The 22,355-nt window shown below is 69.8% G+C and carries 19 protein-coding genes; 8 read left to right on the top strand and 11 right to left on the bottom strand.

Annotated features, from left to right (window positions below; genetic code table 11):
* Positions 1 to 18 precede the first annotated feature (18 nt).
* Both DMP23_RS02280 and DMP23_RS02275 read left to right on the top strand, forming a co-directional pair.
* Positions 19 to 1,335 (top strand): MFS transporter, encoded by a 1,317-nt coding sequence (locus DMP23_RS02280; RefSeq protein WP_337820005.1) that lies wholly within the window; start codon positions 19 to 21, stop codon positions 1,333 to 1,335.
* Positions 1,336 to 1,532: 197 nt separating this feature from the next.
* Positions 1,533 to 2,513 carry a chitinase gene (locus tag DMP23_RS02275; protein WP_205669957.1) on the top strand — a complete coding sequence of 327 codons (981 nt, stop codon included), beginning with the start codon at positions 1,533 to 1,535 and terminating at the stop codon, positions 2,511 to 2,513.
* Positions 2,514 to 3,258: 745 nt separating this feature from the next.
* Here the strand turns inward: DMP23_RS02275 and DMP23_RS02270 are convergent.
* The 7 genes from DMP23_RS02270 to fabG all read right to left on the bottom strand — a co-directional run bounded on the left by DMP23_RS02270 (position 3,259) and on the right by fabG (position 9,707).
* The gene (locus tag DMP23_RS02270) at positions 3,259 to 3,810 is read right to left on the bottom strand and encodes a GrpB family protein (protein ID WP_337820004.1); all 552 of its coding nucleotides are present in this window, start codon (positions 3,808 to 3,810) and stop codon (positions 3,259 to 3,261) included.
* 70 nt (positions 3,811 to 3,880) lie between these two features.
* Positions 3,881 to 4,975 (bottom strand): acyl-CoA dehydrogenase family protein, encoded by a 1,095-nt coding sequence (locus DMP23_RS02265; RefSeq protein WP_337820003.1) that lies wholly within the window; start codon positions 4,973 to 4,975, stop codon positions 3,881 to 3,883.
* Complete coding sequence (locus DMP23_RS02260; RefSeq protein WP_037814913.1) at positions 4,972 to 6,150, bottom strand: acyl-CoA dehydrogenase family protein; 1,179 nt, start codon at positions 6,148 to 6,150, stop codon at positions 4,972 to 4,974. Before DMP23_RS02260 ends, DMP23_RS02265 begins: the two co-directional genes overlap by 4 nt.
* Complete coding sequence (locus DMP23_RS02255) at positions 6,147 to 7,370, bottom strand: acyl-CoA dehydrogenase family protein (protein WP_275294668.1); 1,224 nt, start codon at positions 7,368 to 7,370, stop codon at positions 6,147 to 6,149. The genes DMP23_RS02260 and DMP23_RS02255 overlap by 4 nt, the downstream gene beginning before the upstream one ends.
* The gene (locus tag DMP23_RS02250; RefSeq protein WP_275294669.1) at positions 7,370 to 8,395 is read right to left on the bottom strand and encodes a phosphotransferase family protein; all 1,026 of its coding nucleotides are present in this window, start codon (positions 8,393 to 8,395) and stop codon (positions 7,370 to 7,372) included. Before DMP23_RS02250 ends, DMP23_RS02255 begins: the two co-directional genes overlap by 1 nt.
* Before the next feature lie 98 nt (positions 8,396 to 8,493).
* On the bottom strand, positions 8,494 to 8,946 hold the full coding sequence (locus tag DMP23_RS02245) for a MaoC family dehydratase (protein ID WP_037814918.1): 453 nt from the start codon (positions 8,944 to 8,946) through the stop codon (positions 8,494 to 8,496).
* A 5-nt stretch (positions 8,947 to 8,951) separates the two neighbouring features.
* Positions 8,952 to 9,707: a 3-oxoacyl-ACP reductase FabG gene (gene fabG / locus DMP23_RS02240; protein ID WP_037814923.1), complete on the bottom strand. Its 756-nt coding sequence runs from the start codon at positions 9,705 to 9,707 to the stop codon at positions 8,952 to 8,954.
* Between the two features lie 140 nt (positions 9,708 to 9,847).
* On the opposite strand from fabG, the gene DMP23_RS02235 reads away from it, so the two are divergent.
* The 3 genes from DMP23_RS02235 (at position 9,848) to DMP23_RS02225 (ending at position 12,935) form a co-directional block, all read left to right on the top strand.
* Positions 9,848 to 11,026: a sensor histidine kinase gene (locus DMP23_RS02235; RefSeq protein WP_337820002.1), complete on the top strand. Its 1,179-nt coding sequence runs from the start codon at positions 9,848 to 9,850 to the stop codon at positions 11,024 to 11,026.
* Between the two features lie 10 nt (positions 11,027 to 11,036).
* A complete protein-coding gene (locus DMP23_RS02230; protein ID WP_134663525.1) occupies positions 11,037 to 11,699 on the top strand; it encodes a response regulator in 663 nt (220 codons plus the stop codon).
* Between the two features lie 102 nt (positions 11,700 to 11,801).
* Positions 11,802 to 12,935: a glycosyltransferase 87 family protein gene (locus DMP23_RS02225; RefSeq protein ID WP_337820001.1), complete on the top strand. Its 1,134-nt coding sequence runs from the start codon at positions 11,802 to 11,804 to the stop codon at positions 12,933 to 12,935.
* Here the strand turns inward: DMP23_RS02225 and DMP23_RS02220 are convergent.
* The 4 genes from DMP23_RS02220 to DMP23_RS02205 form a co-directional block, all read right to left on the bottom strand.
* Positions 12,871 to 13,527, bottom strand: coding sequence for a DUF998 domain-containing protein (locus DMP23_RS02220; RefSeq protein WP_337820000.1), 657 nt, complete (start codon positions 13,525 to 13,527; stop codon positions 12,871 to 12,873). The two genes, DMP23_RS02225 and DMP23_RS02220, sit on opposite strands and share 65 nt — an antisense overlap.
* A gap of 39 nt (positions 13,528 to 13,566) precedes the next feature.
* Entirely contained in the window at positions 13,567 to 14,646 is a 1,080-nt protein-coding gene (locus tag DMP23_RS02215; protein WP_337819999.1) for a J domain-containing protein, read from the bottom strand.
* Positions 14,647 to 14,747: 101 nt separating this feature from the next.
* Positions 14,748 to 15,287, bottom strand: a complete 540-nt coding sequence (locus tag DMP23_RS02210; protein ID WP_337819998.1) for a GNAT family N-acetyltransferase — start codon at positions 15,285 to 15,287, stop codon at positions 14,748 to 14,750.
* Positions 15,287 to 15,829, bottom strand: a complete 543-nt coding sequence (locus DMP23_RS02205) for a GNAT family N-acetyltransferase (RefSeq protein ID WP_337819997.1) — start codon at positions 15,827 to 15,829, stop codon at positions 15,287 to 15,289. Before DMP23_RS02205 ends, DMP23_RS02210 begins: the two co-directional genes overlap by 1 nt.
* A 283-nt stretch (positions 15,830 to 16,112) precedes the next feature.
* Here DMP23_RS02205 and DMP23_RS02200 point away from each other — a divergent pair, with 283 nt between their 5' ends.
* From DMP23_RS02200 to DMP23_RS02190, 3 genes are read left to right on the top strand one after another with little or no spacing between them, the layout of a single operon-like run.
* Positions 16,113 to 17,546, top strand: coding sequence for an APC family permease (locus DMP23_RS02200; protein ID WP_337819996.1), 1,434 nt, complete (start codon positions 16,113 to 16,115; stop codon positions 17,544 to 17,546).
* The gene (locus DMP23_RS02195; protein WP_337819995.1) at positions 17,543 to 20,419 is read left to right on the top strand and encodes a glycosyl hydrolase 2 galactose-binding domain-containing protein; all 2,877 of its coding nucleotides are present in this window, start codon (positions 17,543 to 17,545) and stop codon (positions 20,417 to 20,419) included. Before DMP23_RS02200 ends, DMP23_RS02195 begins: the two co-directional genes overlap by 4 nt.
* Positions 20,416 to 21,303 (top strand): ROK family protein, encoded by an 888-nt coding sequence (locus DMP23_RS02190; protein ID WP_337819994.1) that lies wholly within the window; start codon positions 20,416 to 20,418, stop codon positions 21,301 to 21,303. Before DMP23_RS02195 ends, DMP23_RS02190 begins: the two co-directional genes overlap by 4 nt.
* The last annotated feature ends 1,052 nt before the right edge of the window (positions 21,304 to 22,355 follow it).

The following is a 22,355-nucleotide window of genomic DNA, read 5'->3' as shown; positions in this document are numbered from 1 at the left end:
GGAGAACAGGGAGCCGGAATGACCGCACCCGCGCGCACCGACATGTCGCGCATCGCCACCGCCAGTTTCATCGGCACCGCCATCGAGTTCTACGATTTCTACATCTACGGGACCGCGGCGGCGCTGGTGTTCGGGAAGGTCTTTTTCCCGACGTTTTCCTCGACCGCCGGGGTGCTGGCCTCGCTCGGCACCTTCGCGGTGGGATTCGTCGCGCGCCCGGTCGGCGCGATCCTTTTCGGACACTGGGGCGACCGGATCGGCCGCAAGTCCATGCTGGTCACGTCCTTGCTGGTGATGGGACTGTCCACAGTGGCCGTCGGACTGGTGCCGGACTACGGCACGTTCGGCATCTGGTCGCCGATCCTGCTGGTGGTGCTGCGCTTCGTGCAGGGCATCGGCCTCGGCGGCGAATGGGGCGGCGCGGTGCTGATGTCGACCGAATACGCGCCGCCGGGCAAACGCGGCCTGTATTCGGCATTCCCGCAGCTCGGACCTGCCATCGGATTCGTGCTGGGCAACCTGCTATTCCTGCTGCTGGACGCGGTGCTCCCGCCCGCCGAGTTCCTGTCCTGGGGCTGGCGGCTGCCGTTCCTGTTCTCCGCGGTGCTGCTGGCGGTCGGGTTCTACATCCGGATCAAGATCGCCGAGACGCCGGTTTTCCAGGCCGCATTGGACAAAGCCGAACAGGCGAAAGTCCCGCTCTTCGAACTGCTGCGGAAACAGCCGCGGGTTCTGGTGCTGTCGACGTTGTCTTTCGTGCTCGCGCACGCGCTTTTCTATACTGTCACCACATTCTGTCTTTCGATGGCGACGACCACGCTCGGCATCCCGCGCACCACTGTCCTGATCAGCCTGCTCATCGCCGCCACCGTGATGGGCGTGGCGACGCTGGTGTTCGCGATGAAGTCCGATGAATGGGGCCGCAGGCGGCTGAGCGCAGCGGCCGCGGTTTCCGTTGTGGTGTGGTCGTTTCCGCTCTTTGCCTTGCTGCAGACGGGAAATCCGGTGCTGCTGACGCTCGGGTTCGTCGGCGGCCTGGCGTGTTTCGCGATGCTGTACGGGCCGATGGGCGCGTTCCTGCCGGAGCTGTTCCGGGTGCGGTACCGGTATTCCGGCGCTTCGATCGCGTACAGCGTCGCGGGCGTGATCGGCGGCGGGATCGTGCCATTGATCTCGACCGATCTGTGGGCGTCGACCGGCTCGACGGTGCCGGTCGCCCTGGTGCTGGTCGTGCTCGGGGTGCTCAGCTTCCTGTGCGTGCTGGCCCTGCCGGAGACCCGCGACCACGACTTCTCCGACGGGCTCGGCGAGTGGACCGCCGCCGGCCGCCCCTGACTTTCGGCCCCACCCGGCCGGGGGAAATCCGGCCGGGCGCGGTGTTTCCGGCCCGGTGCGCCGTTCGGGCTGCGGCTCTTGACACGCCGATTTGGTCTAGTCCAGTGTGTGACGGCACCCTTCCGGGTGCACTCCTCCCGGGTTGATCCCGCCGCCTCAAACCGGAGGTGTTCCGTGGTGCTCGTGGGAGGAACACGATGAAATCAGTGCGTCGGCTGGCCGCGCTCGCGGCGGCGGCAGGGGCGGCTCTCGCGACCGCGGCCGGGGTGGCCACGGCCGCGCCCGCGTCCGCTCCGCAGGTGGCGGCCGCTCCGGACCCGGTGCTCGCTTCGCCGTACCTGTACCAGTGGGCGGGGCAGACCAGCGCGTCGGCGGCGATGTCCGCGACCGGGATCAAGACGTTCACGCTCGCGTTCATGCTGTCGGACGGCTCGTGCAACCCGAAGTGGGACGGCGACCGTTCGCTGACCGGTTCGGACAAAACCCTGATCAAGTCCATCCGCGACGCGGGCGGCGACGTCATCCCGTCCTTCGGCGGCTGGTCCGGCACGAAACTCGGCGCGAAGTGCTCGTCGGCCTCGGCGTTGGCGGGGGCGTACCAGAAGGTGATCGACGCGTACGGCCTGAAGGCGATCGACCTCGACATCGAGAACACCGACGAGTTCGAGAACGCGACAGTGCAGGACCGGATCCTGAACGCGGTCAAGATCACCAAGCAGAAGAACCCCGGCGTGCGCGTCGTGATCACGATCGGCACCGAAACGTCCGGCCCCAACGACTGGGGCAAGCGGCTGATCAAGCAGGCGAAGGCGATCGGCGCGCCGGTGGACGTGTGGTCGGTCATGCCGTTCGACTTCTCCAGCGGCGGCGACATGGCGGGCAAGACGAAGTCCGCGGTGGACGGTCTCGTGGGGCAGCTGAAGTCGACGTTCGGCTGGGACAGCGCCACGGCGTACCGGCACGCGGGCCTCTCGTCGATGAACGGCAAGACGGACAACCCCGGCGAGGTCGTCTCGGTGTCGGACTTCACCGCGATCCGCGACTACGCCTCCAGCCACCACCTCGGCCGGTTCACCTTCTGGGCCACCAACCGGGACTGCTCAGGCGGCGGGGAGTGCAGCGGAATCTCGCAGCCGAAGTACGCGTTCACGAAGATCGTGGCCGGGTACCACGGCTGAGCTGGTCCAGGCCGGTGACGAGGCCGCCGTTCCGAGGGGTGCGGCCTCGTCGCCACCTGCTCCGCGACCGGGTGGGGTACTCGGTGGGATTCGGAGCGGCCGGTCGATGCCGGGGGAGCCGCATTCGGCCGGGCTGGCTGGGCTGAGTTCTGGCGCAGGGGGACAGAGGTCAGGCTGAGCCGAGGTTGAGGCCGCGGCGGGTCCGGGATGGGCTCGGGGCGGAACGGTGCGAAGAGGGCGGTCTGGGCGGATGGGCCGCGGCGGCCCGCAGAGGTTAGCGGGGGCCGGGGTGATTGCCGCGGTTGCTGGAGTGTGTCGTCTGGTGACTGCGATTGGTGGGGTTGCCGAGGGCGCAGGGTTTGGGGTGGTCGCCGGGGTTGCTGGAGCAGTGTCGTCTGGCGGCTGCGGTTCCCAGTGGGTGCGGAGGGCGCAGGGGCGAGCGCGCGATGTGGCGGCCGCGATTTCACACAGGTGGCGCTGGGGCGGGGTGATCGCGGTGGCGTGGTGCGGCGGCTGCGATTCCCGGGGGCTGCCGAGGGCGCAGGGGCGAGCGCGGTGCGGCGGCTGCGATTCGCAGGAGTCGCGGAGGGCGCAGGGCGCGGCGGGATGATCGCCGGAGCACCCTCGACCGCAGAGGGCGCGTCGCAGAGGAGCTCGGCGCAGAGGTCGGCACGGTCGCGCGGTGGGGGCGCGACCGTACCGGTCTCGAACAGCGAGACTCGCCGCTAGCCCCACCAGACAGCCCTCAACCGCCCAGCACCCGACGCACGAACTCCGTCTTCCCCGCCGTATAGACCTCCCGGTCAGCCACCTCCCCAGCCAGCTGTCGCTTCACCTCGGCGTACTCCTCGGCCAACCCGGGATCCGCCCGCAGCGCGTCCCGGAATCGGAGCTGTGCCTGCCACCGTGGATGTCCCTCCGGCAGCAGGTGCAGGTGCGCCACCCGACGCCGTCCCTCCACATCGGGCAGCACGAAGAACCGCCGCCACGGTGCCGCGACGTCCAGTTCCGGCGGCACGAAACACCAGCCCTCAGCGGAAAGCACCGGCACTACCGCCGAGACCGTCGCCGCGGACAGGTCACGCATCGGGGCCATCACGTCGAGCACCGGTTTGGCCGCCAAACCGGGCACCGCTGTCGAGCCGACGTGCTCTACCCGCCCGGGAGCAAGCCAAGGCGCGAGCAGCCGCGCGATCTCAGCGCACAGCGCGGAGCCCCGTGAAGCCCACGTCGGATCCGGGGGATGGATTTCGGGCCGTTCATAGGCCCAGGCCGGAGCATGGGACGGGTCATCCATGCCGGGCCGCAAGGGAGGCCGGGGTTTCGTCCATGCCGATCACGTTAACCCCGGCCACCGACAAAAACCGTCAGGCGGGAAGATCCACCAGATCAGCCAGCCGGGCCCGATGCCGTCCGGGGGTGCCGAAAGCGATCTGGTCGCTCTTGGCCCGCTTCAGATACAGATGCGACGGATGTTCCCACGTCATCCCGATCCCGCCGTGCAGCTGGATCGCTTCCTCCGCCGCGTGCACCGCGATCGGCGACACCCTGGCCTGCGCGACCGACACCGCGATCGGCACGTCGTTCCCCGTCGCCAGCGCATCCGCCGCGTACCGAGCCGCGGCCCGTGCGTTGACCAGTTCCGTGTACAGATTCGCCAGCCGGTGCTTCAGCGACTGAAAACCCCCGACCGGACGGCCGAATTGATACCGCCCCTTCAGGTACGTGACAGTCTCCGTCAGCGCCCACTCGGTGATCCCGGTCTGCTCCGAAGCCAGCAGCCCAGCCGCAGTGGTCAGGGCGCTGTCCAACGCCTCGGCAGCAGCGGAACCGGTGCAAATCGTCTGTGCGGCAACGGAATTGAGAGTCACATCGGCGACCCGGCGAGTCAGATCCAGCGACACGGCCTCGGTCACGGTCGCCGCGGAAGCGTCCACGGAGTAAAGGCCAGGGCCGTCAGGGCCAACAGCCGGAACGATCAGCAGATCGGCGACTGAAGCATCGGCCACTGTGGACACCCGGCCGGACAAGGTTCCGTCGAGAAACGAAACAGCGGAAGGGAAAGCAGCACCCGGAGCGGTAGACAAAGGCACCGCCAAAGCGCCGATCACCGAGCCGGAAGCGAGCTGGGGGAGCAGGTCCGAATCCGCGGCCAGCAAGGCAGCCGTCGCGAGCACTGCACTGCCCAGGTACGGCACCGGCGCGACACTCCGGCCCAGTTCCTCCATCACGACCGCGACCTCGCGCGTCGAAGCGCCATGTCCGCCAAGGGATTCCGGCACCATCAGCCCGGCCGCGCCGAGATCGGCAGCCAGCGTCTTCCACAGCGCGAGGTCGTACGGCGTGTCCGTTTCGACCCGCGCCAGCAGGGCCGTCGGCCCGGCCCGGTCGGTCAGCAGCGCGCGCACCGACGACCGCAGGTCCTCTTCCACATCCGAGTACAGCAGGTCCGGCGTGCTCATCGCGGCAGGTCCTTCCAGGCGACGTCCTTGTCCACCCGCGGCTCGGACGGCAGCCCCAGCACGCGTTCGGAGATGATGTTCCGCAGCACCTCCGAGGTACCGCCCTCGATCGAGTTTCCCTTGGCGCGCAAGTACCGGTACCCGGCGTCGCGGCCGAAGAAGTCGACCTGTTCCGGACGGCGCATCGTCCAGTCCTCGTAGCGCAGGCCCTCTTCGCCGAGCAGTTCCAGCTCCAAACCGGACAGCTGCTGGTTCAGCTCGGCGAACGCCACCTTCATCGCCGAACCCTCCGGACCAGGCGCGCCCACGGCGAGCTGCTGCCGCTGCCGCATTCCGGCCAGCCGCAGCGATTCCGCCTCGACCCAGTGTTGCACGAGCCGGTCGCGCAGTTCCGGCGTGCGCAGCTCCGGACGGTCCCGCCACGTCTTCGCGACCAGCCCGATCATGCCGCCCTCGCGCGGCATCGCGGTGCCGCCGATCGCGACGCGTTCGTTCATCAGCGTGGTCTGCGCGACCTTCCAGCCCTCGCCGACCGCGCCGATCCGCTGCGCGTCCGGGATCCGCACCTCAGTGAGGAAGACCTCGTTGAACTCCGCCTCGCCGGTGATCTGCCGCAGCGGCCGGACCTCGACGCCCGGTGCGGTCATATCGCACAGGAAGTACGTCATGCCCTGGTGTTTCGGCACGTCCGGGTCGGTGCGGGTGACGAGGATGGCCCACTGCGCGAGATGCGCGCTGGACGTCCACACCTTCTGCCCGGTCACGACCCAGTCGTCGCCGTCGCGGACCGCTCGCGTGGCCAGCGCGGCGAGGTCGGAGCCGGCGCCCGGTTCGCTGAACAGCTGGCACCACACCTCCTCGCCGGTCCACAGTGGACGGAGGTAGCGCTTCTTCTGCTCCTCGGTGCCGAACGCGAGGATGGTCGGCGCGGCCATGCCGAGCCCGATGAGGATCCGGCGCGGGTTGTTGTCCGGTGCGCCGGCGGCGGCGAATGCGGCTTCGACCTCGCCCTGCAGCGCGCGCGGAGCGCCCTGGCCGCCGAGTCCTTCGGGGAAGTGCACCCAGGCGAGCCCGGCGTCGAACCGGGCCCGCAGGAAGTCCACAGTGGACAAGGAAGCCGGATCGTGCGCGGCGAGGAACGCGTCGACCTGCGCCCGCAGCTCCTCGGCGGTCACTTGCCCGCCTCCGTCCGGTACTTCTTCAGCTCGCGCCGCGCCAGCGAACGCTTGTGCACCTCGTCCGGACCGTCGGCGAGCCGCAGCGTGCGCACCCCGGCCCAGATCTCCGCGAGCGGGAAGTCCTGCGAGACGCCGCCCGCGCCGTGCGCCTGGATCGCCTTGTCCAGGATCCATTCGACGGTCAGCGGGGTAGAGATCTTGATCGCCTGGATCTCGGTGTGCGCGCCCTGGTTGCCGACGGTGTCCATCAGCCACGCGGTCTTGAGCACCAGCAGCCGCTGCTGTTCGATCCGCACGCGCGCCTCGGCGATCCAGTCCTGCACGACGCCGGAATCGGCGATCGGGCGCCCGAACGTCTCGCGCGACAGCGTGCGGCGGCACATCGCCTCCAGCGCGCGTTCCGCCATGCCGATCGCGCGCATGCAGTGGTGGATGCGGCCCGGCCCGAGGCGGGCCTGTGCGATGGCGAACCCGGAACCCTCGTCGGCGATCAGGTTCTCCGCGGGCACCCGCACGTCCTCGAACAGCACCTCGGCGTGCCCGCCGTGGTCGCCGTCGGTGTAGCCGAACACCTGCATGCCGCGCACGACGGTCAGCCCCGGCGTGTCGCGCGGGACCAGGATCATGCTCTGCTGCTGGTGCGCGGGCGCGTCCGGATCGGTCTTGCCCATCACGATGAAGATCTTGCAGTTCGGGTTCATCGCGCCGGTGATGTACCACTTGCGCCCGTTGATGACGTACTCGTCGCCCTCGCGCCGGATGCTGGTCGCGATGTTGCGCGCGTCCGAGGACGCCACGTCGGGTTCGGTCATCGCGAACGCGGAGCGGATTTCCCCGGCCAGCAACGGTTCCAGCCACTGCTTCTTCTGCTGGTCGCTGCCGAACATGGTCAGCACTTCCATGTTCCCGGTGTCCGGCGCGGCGCAGTTGACCGCGGCGGGCGCGAGGTGCGGGCTGCGGCCGGTGATCTCGGCCAGCGGCGCGTACTGCAGGTTCGTCAGTCCCGCGCCGTGGTCGCCGGGCAGGAAGAAGTTCCACAGCCCGCGCTTGCGCGCCTCGGCCTTGAGCTCGTCGACGACCGGCGGCGGCGACCACGGGTCGGTGCGCGCGGCCAGCTGCTCGTGGAAAACAGCCTCGGCGGGGTAGACGTGCGAGTCCATGAATTCGAGCAGTTGCCCGCGCAGTTCCTCGGTACGGGCGTCGAACGCGAAGTCCATCAGTTCTCCTTGCTGAGCGTCTTGGCGCCCTGCTCGATCAGGGGAGCGACGGCGGCGCCGATCTGGTCGAAGCCCTCGCCGACGGTTTTGCCTTGCTGGAAGCGGAAGTAGATGCCCTCGAGGATCACCGCGAGCTTGAAGAACGCGAAGCTCACGTACCAGTCCAGCGCCGACAGATCGCGGCCGGACCGCTGCGCGTAGCGGGCGATCGTCTCGTCGGTGCCCGGATAACCGGGCGCGCTGCTGGCGTTGGACACCATCGGCAGCGAGAGCTGGTCCCGCTGCGCGTAGGTGATCATCAGGCCGAGGTCGGTGAGCGGGTCGCCGAGCGTGGACATCTCCCAGTCCAGCACCGCGGTGATCCGGTCGTCGCCGTCGACGAGAACGTTGTCCAGCCGGTAGTCGCCGTGCACGATCGCGGGCGGCCCGGACGCCGGGATCGCCGCGGCGAGCCGGTCGTGCAGCCGGTCCGCGCCCGGCAGGTCGCGGCTGCGCGAACCGTCGAGCTGCTTCTTCCACCGGCGCAGCTGGCGTTCCAGAAAGCCTTCCGGACGGCCGAAATCGCCGAGCCCGACCGCTTCCGGATCGACCGCGTGCAGGTCGACGAGCGTGTCCACCAGCGAATCGGCGATCGCCCTCGTCCGCTCCGGGCCGAGCTGCTCCAGCTCCTCCGCGGTGCGATACGGCGTGCCCTCGACGAACTGCATCACGTAGAACTGCGCGCCGAGCACGTCCGCGTCCTCGCACAGCAGAACGGTTTCCGGCACCGGCACCGGAGTCCCGGCGAGACCGCTCATCACGCGGAACTCGCGGCGCATGTCGTGCGCGGTCGGCAGCACGTGGCCGAGCGGCGGACGGCGCACGACCCAGCGCTGCGTGCCGTCGGAGACGAGATAGGTGAGATTGGACCGCCCGCCCTGCACCACTTCCGCGGTGAGGGCTCCGGAGACGAGCCCGGGCCGCTCGCGGTCGAGATGGGCGCGCAGCCTCGCCAGATCGAGGCCGGGCGGGTCGGTTTCGGTCATCGGAAGGACTCCAGTTCGTGCGAGGTCGGGGCTTGCGCCCCCATGCCGCGTCGGGTGCGGGGACGCACCGGACGCCGCATCGGGGCGCGGGCGGGGGCTCAGAGGATGAGCCGGGAAACCATCTCGGCGACGCAGGCGGGTTTGTCCTCGCCCTCGATTTCGACGGTCCAGCGCACCACGGCCTGCTTGCCGCCGGGCACGTCGGTCAGCTCGACCAGCTCGGCGGTCCCGCGCACCCGCGAGCCCACCTTCACCGGCTGCGGGAACCGCACCTTGTTGAGGCCGTAGTTGATGCCCATCTTCAGGCCCTCGACCCGGTAAATCTCCGGCAGGAACGCCGGGATCAGCGACAGCGTGAGGAACCCGTGCGCGATCGTCGTGCCGAACGGGCCGGCAGCGGCCTTCTCGGCGTCGAGGTGGATCCACTGGTGGTCGCCGGTGGCGTCGGCGAACAGCTGCACCTGCTCCTGGGAGACGGTGTGCCATTCGCTCGTGCCCAAGGGCCCGCCCACTGCTTCGGCGAGTTCGGCGACGTCGGAGAACACGCGCATCGGGATCAGTCCTTCGGTCCGCCGGCGACGTAGATGACCTGGCCGGACACGAATCCCGCGCCCTCGCTGACCAGGAACGACGCGACGTTCGCGATGTCCTCGGGCGTGCCGACGCGCTGCACCGGGATCTGCGAGGCGGCCGCGGCCTTGAAGTCCTCGAAGCTCATGCCGACGCGCTCGGCGGTCGCCGCGGTCATGTCGGTGGCGATGAACCCGGGCGCGATCGCGTTGGCGGTGACGCCGAACTTGCCCAGCTCGATCGCCAGCGTCTTGGTGAAGCCCTGCATGCCGGCCTTGGCCGCGGAGTAGTTGACCTGCCCGCGGTTGCCCAGCGCCGAGGTGCTGGACAGGTTGACGATCCGGCCCCACTTCTCCTGCGTCTGGTACTTCTGCACGGCGCGGGTCATCAGGAACGAGCCGCGCAGGTGCACGTTGAGCACCGAGTCCCAGTCCTGTTCGGTCATCTTGAACAGCAGGTTGTCGCGGGTGATGCCGGCGTTGTTGATCAGCACGGTCGGCGCGCCGAGCTCCTCGGCCACGCGGGTCACCGCGGCCTCGACCTGCTCGGCGTCGCTGACGTCCAGCGCGACGCCGACCGCGCGGCCGCCGTCGGCGACGATCGCCTCGGCGCCCTGCTTGACCCCGGCCTCGTCGAGGTCCAGCAGGCCGACGGCGAACCCGTCGGAGGCGAGGCGGCGGGCGACGGCGGCGCCGATGCCACGGCCTGCGCCGGTCACGATGGCCACACGGGAAGCGGTCACGGGGATCTCCTCATCGTCGAGAAAGCGGTTCGGCAGCGGCGCTAAGCGTACGCTTAGTACGAGAATTTCGCGAGACCTCGGAAGGGCGGTTCGCCGCGTGCGGCCGGAATTGTCGGTCCGGCCCGGTAGGGTCGCCGCCGATGAAGATCACGAGCGCGCCCCTCGTCGCGGCGGGACGCGCGCTGGGAGAAGCGGTCGCCGGCGGCGGCGGTCCGGTTGTCGCGCCCGGCCGGACGCACCAGGCGCTCACCGGGCTCGCGGCGCTCGTCGCCGGGGTGCTCGCGTTCTTTCCGGCCGACCGCGCGACCGAGGGCGCGCGGGTGCTGGCGGCCGCGCTGACCCTGTTCGCGGTCGGCCTCACCCTGGTGCGTCCGCTGTGGTCCTGGCGGGTGCTGATCGTCCTCGTGGGCTGCGCGGACCAGCTGTACGGGATCCACGCCCGGTTCGGCTGGCCGTGGACCGAGGGGTTCGCGTTCGCGGCGATCCCCGTGCTCGCCGCGGTCGGCCGCAACCACCGGCCGGGCGTGCTGGCGTGGGTCTGGCTGATCTCCACCGGGGTCAGCGCCCTGCTGGCGAACGTGCGCGGTGAGCTGATCGTGATCTCCGTGCTGCTCGCGGTGCCGCTGGCGTTCGGCTGGCTGGTTTCGCGGCTGCGCGGCGCCGAACGCGACCTGGAAGCGGAGTCCACCCGCCGCGCGGTGCTGGAGGAACGCGCCCGGATCGCCCGCGAGCTGCACGACGTGGTCGCGCACCACATGTCGGTGCTGGCCATGCGCGCGGATTCGGCGCGCTACCGGTTCCCCGGCCTCGACGACGGGCTGCGCGAGGAGTTCCAGTCGATCCAGGACACCGCCCGCAACGGGATGACCGAAATGCGCCGGCTGCTCGGCCTGCTGCGGGCGGAGCAAGCCGGACAGGAGACCGAGCCCCAGCCCGGGGCCGAGCAGATCGAACAGCTGGTGGAACGGGTCCGCGCGGCGGGCACCGACGTGCGGTTCGAGCTGCGCGGCGATTACCGCGGGCTGCCCGAGGGCGTCGGGTTGTCCGCGTACCGGATCGTCCAGGAAGGGCTCAGCAACGCGGTGCGGCACGCGCCCGGCGCACCGGTCGAGGTGTTCGTGCACGTCGGACCAGGTGAACTGCGGCTCGTCGTGCAGGACACCGGTGCCGTCGCGAGCGCTCCGGAGGACACCGCGGGGCGGGCGAAACACGGACTGCTCGGGATGCGAGAACGCGCGGCGGCGCTCGGCGGTACGTTCTCCGCGGAGCGAAGGGACGGCGGCGGATTCGCCGTCGTCGTGACCGTTCCGCTGGACTAGGGGGACAGCCATGGCGGTGACGGTGGTGATCGCCGACGACCAGACCATGGTCCGGCAGAGCTTTCGCGCGGTGCTGGCCGCGCAGCCGGACATCGAGGTGGTCGGCGAAGCGGCCACCGGGACCGAGGCGGTGGCCGCGTGCCGCGCGCTGCGCCCGGACCTGGTGCTGATGGACATCCGGATGCCGGACCTCGACGGGCTCGCCGCCACCCGGCTCATCCTCGGCGACGGCGAGGACGCCAGGCCGCGGGTTCTCGTGCTGACCACCTTCGACGCGGACGAATACGTCTACGGCGCGCTCAGCGCCGGTGCCAGCGGGTTCCTGCTGAAGGACTCCCCGCTGGACGATCTGGTCGTCGCGGTCCGGATGGTGGCGGCGGGCAACGCGCTGTTCGCGCCCGCGGTGACCCGCCGGGTGATCGAAGGGTTCGCCGGGACGCGGCGGCCGACCCAGGACGTCGGCAGGCTGTCCGAGCTGACCGCGCGCGAACTCGAGGTGCTGCGGCTGATCGCGCGCGGACTGTCCAACGCGGACATCGCCGCGCAGCTGGTGATCGCGGAACAGACCGCCAAGACGCACGTCAGCCGGGTGCTGGGCAAGCTCGGGGTCCGCGACCGCGCACAAGCCGTGGTCATGGCCTACGAGGCGAAGTTCGTGGTGCCGGGCCAGTGATACGCCGGTAGCACTCGCGGGCGGGGACGCTACCGGGGGAGCAGCCGAAGACAGCTCCGCGGACCGACGCTTCCAGGGCACTCGTCTCCCTAGCTTTCCCTTGTGCGCCAAGAGAAAAACATCGTCGTCGTGGTGATCGCCGCGTTGGCCGGGCTCGCCGTCTTCCGCTGGCTCGGCGGAGCACCGCTCGGGGTGGACAGCGCGGTCTACCGCGCCGGTGCGCTGGCCGTGCTGCGCGGACAGCCGCTTTACGAGCCCCTGCTCGCGCTCGACCCGAAGTCCGCGCTGGAACTGCCTTTCACGTACCCGCCGAGCGCGGCGTTGCTGTTCCTGCCGCTGGCCGCGCTCCCGGCGCACTTCGCGTGGCTGCTGATCGCGGTCGGCTCGGTGCTCGCGCTGTGGTCGGTCTCGCGCCGGTTCGCCCGTGAACGGCCGCTGCTGGCGCTCTGTCTCCTGCCCGTGCTGGAACCCGTGTGGCGGATGATTTCGCTGGGCCAGATCAACGGCGTCTTGATGGCCATGGTCGTGCTGGACGCGCTGCCGGTCCGCAACCGCAGATCCGGCGGAATGCTGATCGGACTGGCCGCGGCGGTGAAGCTGACCCCGCTGATCTTCGTCCCGTACCTGCTCCTGACCGGCCGCCGCGCCGACGCGTGGCGCGCGCTGGCGACCTTCCTCGGAGTGAGCGCCGCCGGGGCGCTGCTCCTGCCGGGCGACTCGATCCGGTACTGGACCTCGGCCATGCTGGACAACCGCAACGCCGGAACCCTTGACTGGGCCCTCGACCAGTCCCTGCACGGCATGTTCGCGAGGTTCGGCGCGACCTCGCTCGGCTGGTACGCGGCGTCGGCCGCAGTGTGCCTGCTGGCGGGCGCGCTGCTGGTCCGCGAGTTCCACCGGCGCGGCGACCCGCGAGCCGCGCTGCTCGTGACGGCGGGCTGCGGGCTGCTGGTGAGCCCGCTTTCCTGGACGCACCACTGGATTTGGGCGGTGCCGCTGGTCGGTTTCCTGTCGGGCAAACGGGCTGGACTGATCTGCGCCGGAGCGGTTTTCAGCGGGATCGCGCTGGCTGTGGTTCCCGAAGGCGGGCACCGGGAGCTGTCCTGGAACCCGGTCGAGATGGTGCTGGGCAACGCCTATGTGCTGAGCGCGTTGGCTGTCGGCGTGGTCCTCAGCGTCCGGCTGCTGACCCGGCGCTCGGGGCGGCTAGTGCGGCCAGCGCGACAAGTTCGGTGAGCGCCATCCCGCGTTCGACGAGGCCGAGCGGGATGAGCAGCCACCAGCGCTGGTCGGTCAGCGCGGCGACGGCGACCGCGCCGAGGATCACCGCGAACCAGGCGAGCGACGCGACGGCGAGCGCGCGGGCGAGGAACCTGCGGCGCGGGGAGTCCGGAAAAGCTGCGCGCGCCGAGACGAGCACCGCGAGCGGCAGGCAGACGAAGGCGACGACACTGGCGATCCGGTGCAGCGTGCCGCCCGCGCCGGTCGCCGCCGCGTTGGTCCAGTCGGTCTTCGGGAACGCGACGATCACCAGCAGCCCGGCCGTCCAGAACGCGCCGAGCACGGCCGCGAGAACCGGCAGCCGTCCTTGCAGCCGCAGCACGGCGAACGCGACCGCCGAACCGGCCGCGACCAGCACGATTGCCAGGTCGAACACCCATTTGTGGTCCGACCGCCCGTACTCGCTGATAGTCCGCCAGGTCGCGCTGATCTCGTCGGTCGGCGGCACCAGTTGCAACAGCAGCATCAGCACGGCGCCGAGGGCCAGCGCGGCGATCCCGGCCAGCGCGAGCAGGACGGGGCGGCGGTCGGCGCGCACGGTTGTCATGCACTCACAGTGACACATGCCGGATATGTCCCGGGTGAATCAGGCCGCTCGGCCGGATCCGGTGACCTGCGCGCGCACCGTGCGCAGCGCGTTGTGGTCCACAGTGGACGGTTCGGCGGACAGCCAGCCGCCGATCTCGTGCAGGAACTGCTCCGGCGTCATCGGCGGGCCGGGTTCGCCGTCCGGTTCGGCGGTGGTGACCTCGCCGTCGCGGCTCGGGTACACGATCATCGCACCGCGCAGCGCGACGCCGGGCAGCAGTTCGCGGTAGCGCTCCAGGCTTTCTTCCAGCTGGCTGCCGCCGCCGCGGAACGGGCGCCCGTTGCGCAGCAGCCGTCCGTCCTCGGCGGTTTCGTAGTGCCCGGGCAGCCAGAGCTTCGATTCGACCAGCACCAGGCGTTTCCCGCACAGCACCGCGTGGTCGACGTCGGCGAACACCGAACCGGGCCACGCGAGACCGTGGAAGATGCGCGCGCCGGGCAGCCGGGTCAGATAGCGCTCCAGCAGGTCGGCGGTGAGCTGTTCGGCCAGCTCGTCGGCCTCGGCGCCGGGGGCGCCGAACACCGCGCTGCCGCCGAATTCCTCCGCGAACTCGTGCCGGGCGCGGCGCGCGGACAGGAAACCGCGGGCGAGCCGGTGCACGAGCAGCGCGGTGCCCGCGGTGAGCGCGAGCCAGACGATCAGCACCGGTGGCGTGAAGTCGATCCCGGCGAGCAGCGGCAACAGCACCAGCACCGTGCCGGCAATGGCCGCGACGACCGGCGTGTGCCCCGGCCCGCGCCGCCGCCCGTGCCGCATCCGCGGGTCGGCCGCGGCGAACGACCACCACTCCAGGGTTTCCGGATCGATCTCCGGCGCTTCCGGACGATAGCCGGGCTGCTCGCCGAACCGCCGCCGCGGCCGCGGTTTGGGCACCGAGGCGGCCGGGACGCCGGCGTCGTAGCGGGCGCGTTCGTTGGGGTCGGCGAGGGTGTCGTAGGCCTCGCGCAACAGCTGGAAGGTGCCGACCGTGCCGCCCGCGTCCGGGTGCAGCGTCTTGGCCAGCCTGCGGTAGGCGGCCTTGATCTCCGTGGGGGACGCGGTTTTCCCCACGCCGAGTACCGCGTAGTAGTCGGGCACGGTTCGGGTTCCACCTCCGGACGGCTGCTGCGCAACGATATGGGGTCGCCGGGGCGGCGTGCCATCCGCCTCCGCGGCGCGCCGGGGTGAACGTGTTTCCGCTAGGGGCGGGCCAGCCACTCGTCGCGGGTGAGCGCGTACTCGACGGCGTGCCGGTCGTCGCCTGGCGCGAAGTAGTCGGGGTCGTCGGAGACGAAGTCTCGGATATGGCGGAGCCCGATCGACGCCATGGTCGCCAGGGAGGCCTTGTTGCCCGCCGCGGTCCCGGCGAAGATCCGGTCCAGGCCGACCTCGCGGAAGCCGTACCGGAGCAGTTCGAGCGAGCCTTCCTTGGCGAGACCTTTACGCCAGTGCTTGCGGAGCAGCCGGTATCCCAACTCGGCTTCTTTCGGTGCTTCGGCGGGACGCAAGGCCCAGTAACCGGCGAACTCGGCTTCGAGGAACCCGGCCCAGCAACCGAGCCCCGGGCGGGTGCCCGCGAGCAGTCTCCGAAGCGCTTCGGCCGACTGTTCCCGGGTCCGCACGCCGCCCAGGTAACGCATGACTTCCGGGTCGGCGGACATCTCGACCTCGTGCTCGAGATGTCCGGCGGACAACGGGACCAGCCGGAGGCGTTCGGTGCGCAGGACCGGTTGGGACATCAGGCGAACTCGCTAGCCAGCCACTCTTCGCGGCCGACGGCGTACTCGACCGCGTGCCGGTCCTCGCCCGGCGCGAAGTACTTCGGGTCGCCGATGAAGTCGCGGATGTGCCGGAGCCCGATCGAGGCCATCGTCGCCTGGGAGGCTTTGTTGAGCACCGCTGTCCTGGCGTAGATGCGGTCGAGCCCGACGTCGCGGAACCCGTGCCGGAGCATCTCAAGCGCCCCTTCCTTGCCGAGTCCTTTGCGCCAGTACCCGCGAAGCATCCGGTATCCCAATTCGGCCTCTCCCGCGGATTCACCGGGACGCAGCGACCAGAAACCGGCGAAAGCGGCGTCGACGAAGCCGGTCCAGCAACCGATCCCGCCCCCGGCGTACGCGAGGGTTCGCCGGAGCTCGTCCGCTGACTGCTCCGGGGTCTGCACACCGGCCAGGAAGCGCATCACCTCGGGGTCGGCGGAGAGTTCGACCAGGTGCTCGAGATGTCCGGCGGACAACGGGACCAGGCGAAGGCGTTCGGTGTGCAAGATCGGTTGGGACATCAGGCGAACGCTCCCGGGTCGGCGGACGACGGGAAGCAGTCTGGCAGTCGCGCGGTCCGCCCGTCAGCCGGTTTTCCAGTCGCGCGGCACGGCTCCCGGTCAGCGGCGCCATCCCACCGGAGCGCCCGCCCGCGTCGCGAGGAGCCCTGCCCGCGGGACCCGCGCCCCACCGTCCCCTTCTCCCACTCCCGCACCGGTTTCGGCAACTTTCCGGACGCAGCCCTTCCGCACCCCGTTCCTCTTATGTTAAGAAGCTTTACTAACTATTGGATGGAGGCACGACGTGAGCTCACCCACCCGCCCGGGGGACTCCGCGACCCTTCCGGGGAACGGTCTCGAACGCCGGATCGGGCCGCTGCAGGCGACCGCGATCAACATGACGCAGATGTGCGGGATCGGCCCGTTCGTCACGATCCCCGCGATGGTCGCGACCATGGGCGGCCCGCAGGCGATGTTCGGCTGGATCATCGGCGCGATCATCGCGCTCGCCGACGGGCTGGTGTGGGCCGAACTGGGCGCCGCGCTGCCCGGGGCCGGCGGCACCTACATCTACCTGCGCGAAGCGTTCCAGTACCGCACCGGCAGGCTGATGCCGTTCCTCTTCGCCTGGAGCGCGGTGCTGTTCATCCCGCTCATCATGTCCACCGGCATCATCGGGCTGGTCCAGTACCTGGGCTACCTGGTGCCGGGCGTGACCGACGCGGGCGGCGTCACCCCGCTGGGCAAGGTCATCGGCATCGGCCTCGTCGTGCTGATCGTGCTCGCGCTGTTCCGCCGGATCGGCCAGATCAGCAAGCTCACCACCGCGCTGTTCCTGATCATGCTGTTCGCCGTCTTCGCGGTGATCATCGCGGCCTTCTCGCACTTCGACGCGCACCAGGCGTTCGACTTCACCCCGGGCGCCTTCGGCTCGGGCGGCGCGTTCTGGTCCGGTCTCGGCGCGGGCCTCGTCATCGCCGTCTACGACTACCTCGGCTACAACACGAGCGCCTACCTCGGCGGCGAGGTCCGCAACCCGGGCCGCACGCTCCCGCGGTCGATCATCTTCTCCATCCTCGGCATCATGACGCTCTACTTCCTGCTGCAGGTGGGCGTTCTCGGCTCGCAGCCGCTGGAGTCGATCAAGAACGCGACGTCGGTGGCGTCGTCGGTGCTGGAGCAGGCCTGGGGCTCGGTGACCGCGAAGATCGTCACCGTCTTCATCGTGATCGCCGCGGTCGGTTCGGTGTTCGCGGGCCTGCTCGGCGGGTCGCGGGTGCCGTTCGAAGCCGCGCGCGACAAGGTGTTCCTGCCGGTGTTCGGCAAACTGCACCCGAAGCTGAACCTCCCGACCGCGGGCGTGCTCGCGATGGGCGTGATCACCGCGATCGGGTCGCTGTTCACCTTGACTGACGTGATCAACGCGGCGGTTACGGTGCTGGTGATCATCCAGTCTCTGGCGCAGGTCGCGGCGATCGTCGTGCTGCGCCGCCGCCAGCCGCACCTCAAGCGGCCTTACCGGCAGGTGCTGTATCCGGTGCCGACGATCATCGCGCTCGTCGGGTGGGTTTACGTCTACGTGTCGGCCAGCTGGCTTTCGATCTGGCTTTCGGTCGCCTGGATCGTCCTCGGCGTCCTCGCCTTCCTGATCTACGCCTCGAAGGAAAAGGTGTGGCCGTTCGGCCCCAAGGAAATCCGCGAGGCGTTCGCGTCCCAACCTGCGGGGGTGGAGTCGTGAGGAAGCCGCTGATCGCCGGGATCACCGCGCTCGTCCTCGTCCCCGGCGTGGTGACCGCCGTGTCGGCTACCGCTTCCGCGCAGCAGCCGGAATCGCTGGCATCGCGTCCGCAGGGGCAGTCGACGATCGGCCTCGGCGGCTGGCAGGTGCTGACCACCGCGCAGGTCAAGGACGGCGGCTCGGCGGTGTCGAAGCCCGGCTACCCGACGCACGGCTGGCTGAAGGTGAAGCCGGACGACGCGGGCGCGCCGGGCACCGAGATCAACGCGCTGGTGCAGAACGGCAAATGCCCCAACGTGTTCTACTCGGACAACATGCGCAAATGCTTCGGCTACCAGGCGAAGCGCGGACCGGTCACCACGAAGCAGTTCAAGGACCCGTGGTGGTTCCGCACCGATTTCAACCCCGGTTTCCGGCCAGGCAAGAACGCGAAGCTGACCATCCCCGGCGTCGTCGGCGAGGGCGACGTGTGGCTGAACGGCACGCTCGTCGCGGGCAAGGACGTGGTGAGCGGCGCGTACGCGGGCCACACCTTCGACGTCACGAAACTCCTGCGGCCGGGCAGGAACACGCTCGCGGTCAAGATGTACCCGAACGACCCGAATTCGATGTACACGCTCGACCAGGCCGACTGGGCGCAGATCGTGCCGGACAACAACACCGGCCTGCAGTTCCCGCCGACGCTGCAGCTGTCGGACGCGCTGAGCGGCGACAACGCGCACGTCGTGCAGGACAACGCGGCGGATCTGTCGACGTCTTCGCTGACCGCCAAGGTCGACGTGACCAACAACGCGGACACGCCGCAGACCGGCGAGGTCGCCGCGACCGTCACGCCGCCGGGGCACGGGCGGCCGATCGTGGTGCGGCAGAACGTCACGATTCCCGCGCACGCCAAGCAAACCGTGACGTTCACGCCGGCCAAATTCCCGCAGTTGAAGATCGTGAAGCCGCAAGTGTGGTGGCCGTACTCGATGGGTGCACAGCCGTTGTACACCTTGGGTACGACAGTTTCGCAGGGCGGCGTGGTGTCGACGTCGTCGTCGGAGACGTTCGGGATCCGGACGGTGACGTCGAAGCTGATCGGCAAGTCCCCGGCGCTGCCGGACGGCGCGCGGAAGTTCGCGGTCAACGGCCGCGACTTCGTGTTCCGCGGCGGCGGTTTCGCGCCGGACCTGTTCCTGCGCTACGACAAGGCCGACATCGCGCACCAGCTCGCGCTGATCAAGAACATGGGCCTGTCCGGCGTCCGGCTCGAGGGCCACGATATGCCCGCGGACTTCTACGAGCAGGCCGACCGCGCCGGACTGCTGGTGCTCGGCGGATTCCTCTGCTGCGACGCCTGGCAGCCGGAACATCCGGAGAAACTGACCGACCGCGACTACCGGATCATGCACGATTCCGCGTATTCGATCGCGCAGGCCGAACGCAGCCACCCCAGCGTGATCACCTACGGCTGGAGCGACAACGAGCCGATCCCGCGGCAGGAAACCGAGACGCTGAGCGCGTTCAAGGCGGCCGACTGGGACGTGCCGGTGATCGCGTCGGCGGAGTACAAGAGCACCAAGACGCTCGGTCCGTCGGGGGAGAAGGAAGGCCCGTACGACTGGGTCCCGCCGACCTATTGGTACGACTCCTCGGCCTTCGACAAGACCGACCCGAGCCGCACGAACGCGGGCGGCGCCTGGGGTTTCGCGAGCGAGCAGAGCGCCGGGCACACCGTGCCGACGCTGGATTCGCTGCGGCGGTTCCTGTCGCCGCAGGAGCAGGCGAAGCTGTGGCAGGACCCGGCGTACAACCAGTACCACGCGAATTACGAATCCGGGCACGGCGGCTACAAGTTCGGCACGCTGTACACCCTGGACGAGTCGATCGCCCACCGGTACGGGAAATGGGATTCGCTGGAGTCCTATGTGGAATCCGCGCAGATCGCGAACTACGAGAACACCCGTTCCCAGTTCGAGGCGTTCCTCGCGCACGCCAACGACAAGAAGAACCCGTCGACCGGCGTGGTGTACTGGCAGCTGAACAAGGGCTGGCCGACCCTGCTGTGGTCGCTGTACAACAACGACGGCGACCAGCCGGGCGCGTATTTCGGTGCGCAGAAGGCGAACAAGCCGCTGCACGCGCTGTACACCTATGACACCGGCACGGTCGCGCTGTCCAACCTGGGCGCCGCGCGGCAGAACGGGATTTCGGTGCAGGCCAAGGTGTGGGACACCGCGGGCAAGGTCCTCGACGACCAGACCGCTCCGGCGGTTTCGCTGGACAGCCAGGGCGTCGCGACCGGGTTGCTGAAGCCGAAGGTCCCGGCGGAGACGAAGGCTCCCGCGAAGGCGCAGGTGTACTTCGTGGAACTGCAGGTGCGCCAGGGCGGAAAGGTCGTGGACCGGAACGTCTACTGGATGTCGACGCAGAAGGACGTCGTGGACTGGGCGAAGACGCTGCAGAACCCGCAGGCGACGATGAGCCAGTACAGCGACCTCACCGCGCTGCGCGATCTGCCGAAGTCGCAGGTCAGTGTGACCGCCTCGACCCGACCTTCGCGGGGCCCGGACGGCACGGACACCGCGACCACGGTCACGATCGCCAACCCGTCGAAGACCTCCGCGGTCAGCTTCTTCCTGCGCGCGGACTTGCGCCGCTCCGCGGACGGGTCGCAGCTGCCGGCCGCGACCTGGGACGACAACGACATCACGTTGTGGCCGGGCCAGTCGCAGACGCTGACCGTCCGCTACCGGGCCGCCGACCTCCACGGCGCGGCCCCGACCGTCAGCGTCGACGGGTTCAACACCGGCAGGGTCGTGGTGCCCGCCGGTCCGCACCGGGACGGCCAGGAGGCTGTCCCGCCGGTCATCGAGGGGACCCGCGAGTGACATCGGAAGACCTGATCCTGGGCATCGACTTCGGCGGCACGAAAGTGGCGCTGGGTCTGTCCGACCGGACCGGCGCCCTGCTGGCCACGCGCCGCCTGGACACCGACGCCGAAGCGGGTGCCGAACAGGTGGTCACGCGAGCTTTGGCCGCCGCCGCCGAGCTGGTCGCCGGCGCTCCGCTGACCGCGATCGGCGTGGTCAGTCCCGGAATCGTGCTGCCGGACCGGATCCTGCTGGCCCCGAACGTGCCCGGCTGGGAAGAACTCCACCTGGCCGAGCTGGTGTCTGAAGCCTTCCCCGACGTTCCGATCGCGGTCGGCACCGACGCCAAAGCCGCGGCACTGGCGGAATGGACCTGGGGCACGCTGGAAGGAGCCGACCCCGCGGTCTTCCTTTCCTTAGGCACCGGAATCGCCGCCGCGGTCCTCGTCGGAGGCCACCTGCTGACCGGCGCGAACGGGGCGGCCGGGGAGATCGGGTACAACCTGCGCACCCCCCAAGACGCCGACGGATTCGCCAGCGGAGCGGCGCCGCTGGAAGAAGCCGTCGGAGGCCGGTGGCTGGGCACGCGGGCAACCGCGCTGCTCGGCCGCCCGGTCACGGCGGGGGAGCTGTTCGCGTTGGCCCGGGAGAACACTGAAGCGAAGGAACTGGTCGCTTCGGCGCTGGACGAGCTCTCCATGCACGTCGCCAACCTGGCAATCGCCTTCGACCCCGCCCGGATCGCAGTGGGCGGCGGGTTGGTCCGGTCGGCTGATGTGCTGCTACCCGCCCTACGAGAACGCCTGACGGCTGCGGTGCCGTTCCCGCCGGAGTTGGTGCCTGCGCGGTTCGATCAGGACGCTTCACTGCTGGGCGCGGTGGCTTTGGCGCTGCGAGAGTGAGACTTCCGTGACCGGCGGGGTTGGGCTGACGCTTCGCCGGTCACGGGTACCAAATCGGTCGGCCTGTTCGCCGGTTGTGGTGGGTTGTTTGTTAGCCGCGCTGGGCTGGCTGGGTTTGGCAGCGTTGTTTGCCAGCTGTGGCGGGCTGGCGGCTGTTTGTTAGACGCGTTGAGCCTGGTTGGAGTGGCTAGCTGCTTTTGCCTGCGCTGTTCGGCAGCTACGTTCGCCCACCGTGGCGGGCTGACGGCTGTTCGTTAGGCGCGTTGAGCTGGCTGGATTTGCCAGCTGTGCTCACCAGCCGCGGCCGCCAGGACAGTGGGCTCGGAGCCGTTCGCTCGCCCGTGCTGGCTGGCTGCGTTTGCCTACGGCGTTTGGCGGCATCGTTCGCCAGCTGTGGCGGGCAGGCGGCTGTTTGTTAGTCGCCCTGGGCTGGCTGGGTTTGCCAGCTGTGGTTCACCTGCTGCGGCGGGCTCGAATCCGTTTGCTAGCCGTGCAGGCTGGCTGTGTTTGCCTGCGGCATTTGGCAGCTGCGTTCGCCAGCTGTAGCGCGATGGCTGTTTGCTGGTCGCGCTGGGCTGGGTGGCGTTGGCTAGCCGCCTCTGTCTGCGGTGTTTGCCAGTCGCGGCGGGCTAGGAGCTGTTTGCTAGCCGAATTCCCCAGCCGCGCTTGCCTGCGGCGTTCGCCAGGCGCCGTGGTCCCGCGTGTTCGCCACCCCTCTGGCTAACCTCGAACGGCGATGCCCCGCGCTCACGCTCCCGCGCGGCGAGCTCCGTGGGTGGTTGCGGCTGACGAGAACCGCGGCCCGCTGCGGGCCAGGAACCTGCCCCCGAATCGTAGCGTTGCCGGGCGCTCCAATCGCAGAACTTGCCCAGCTGCTAGCCGTGCCAGATCGCGTCTCGCACCACCGCCTATGCCACCCGTTCCTTCCCACCCGAGGCTCGGTCAGCATCCGTCCTGACTCGGTGAGCCCCGTGCCGCCTGTCGGCCGCGCAGTCCCGCCGCCTAGCCCTGCCAGACCGCATCTCGCGCATCTTCCCCCGCCCTCCAGCCGC

The organism is Amycolatopsis sp. A1MSW2902, assembly GCF_017312175.1.
Lineage (GTDB): Bacteria > Actinomycetota > Actinomycetes > Mycobacteriales > Pseudonocardiaceae > Amycolatopsis > Amycolatopsis nivea.
Note: the sequence above shows the minus strand (reverse complement) of the source record. Positions and strands in the feature narration are given on the sequence as shown.

Excerpts from the sequence above, each read along its gene's own strand:
- DMP23_RS02280 (WP_337820005.1), top strand. The coding sequence starts at position 19 with ATGACCGCACCCGCGCGCACCGACATGTCGCGCATCGCCACCGCCAGT.
- DMP23_RS02275 (WP_205669957.1), top strand. The coding sequence starts at position 1,533 with ATGAAATCAGTGCGTCGGCTGGCCGCGCTCGCGGCGGCGGCAGGGGCG.
- DMP23_RS02270 (WP_337820004.1), bottom strand. The coding sequence starts at position 3,810 with ATGGATGACCCGTCCCATGCTCCGGCCTGGGCCTATGAACGGCCCGAA.
- DMP23_RS02265 (WP_337820003.1), bottom strand. The coding sequence starts at position 4,975 with ATGAGCACGCCGGACCTGCTGTACTCGGATGTGGAAGAGGACCTGCGG.
- DMP23_RS02255 (WP_275294668.1), bottom strand. The coding sequence starts at position 7,370 with ATGGACTTCGCGTTCGACGCCCGTACCGAGGAACTGCGCGGGCAACTG.
- DMP23_RS02250 (WP_275294669.1), bottom strand. The coding sequence starts at position 8,395 with ATGACCGAAACCGACCCGCCCGGCCTCGATCTGGCGAGGCTGCGCGCC.
- DMP23_RS02245 (WP_037814918.1), bottom strand. The coding sequence starts at position 8,946 with ATGCGCGTGTTCTCCGACGTCGCCGAACTCGCCGAAGCAGTGGGCGGG.
- DMP23_RS02235 (WP_337820002.1), top strand. The coding sequence starts at position 9,848 with ATGAAGATCACGAGCGCGCCCCTCGTCGCGGCGGGACGCGCGCTGGGA.
- DMP23_RS02230 (WP_134663525.1), top strand. The coding sequence starts at position 11,037 with ATGGCGGTGACGGTGGTGATCGCCGACGACCAGACCATGGTCCGGCAG.
- DMP23_RS02220 (WP_337820000.1), bottom strand. The coding sequence starts at position 13,527 with ATGACAACCGTGCGCGCCGACCGCCGCCCCGTCCTGCTCGCGCTGGCC.
- DMP23_RS02210 (WP_337819998.1), bottom strand. The coding sequence starts at position 15,287 with ATGTCCCAACCGGTCCTGCGCACCGAACGCCTCCGGCTGGTCCCGTTG.
- DMP23_RS02205 (WP_337819997.1), bottom strand. The coding sequence starts at position 15,829 with ATGTCCCAACCGATCTTGCACACCGAACGCCTTCGCCTGGTCCCGTTG.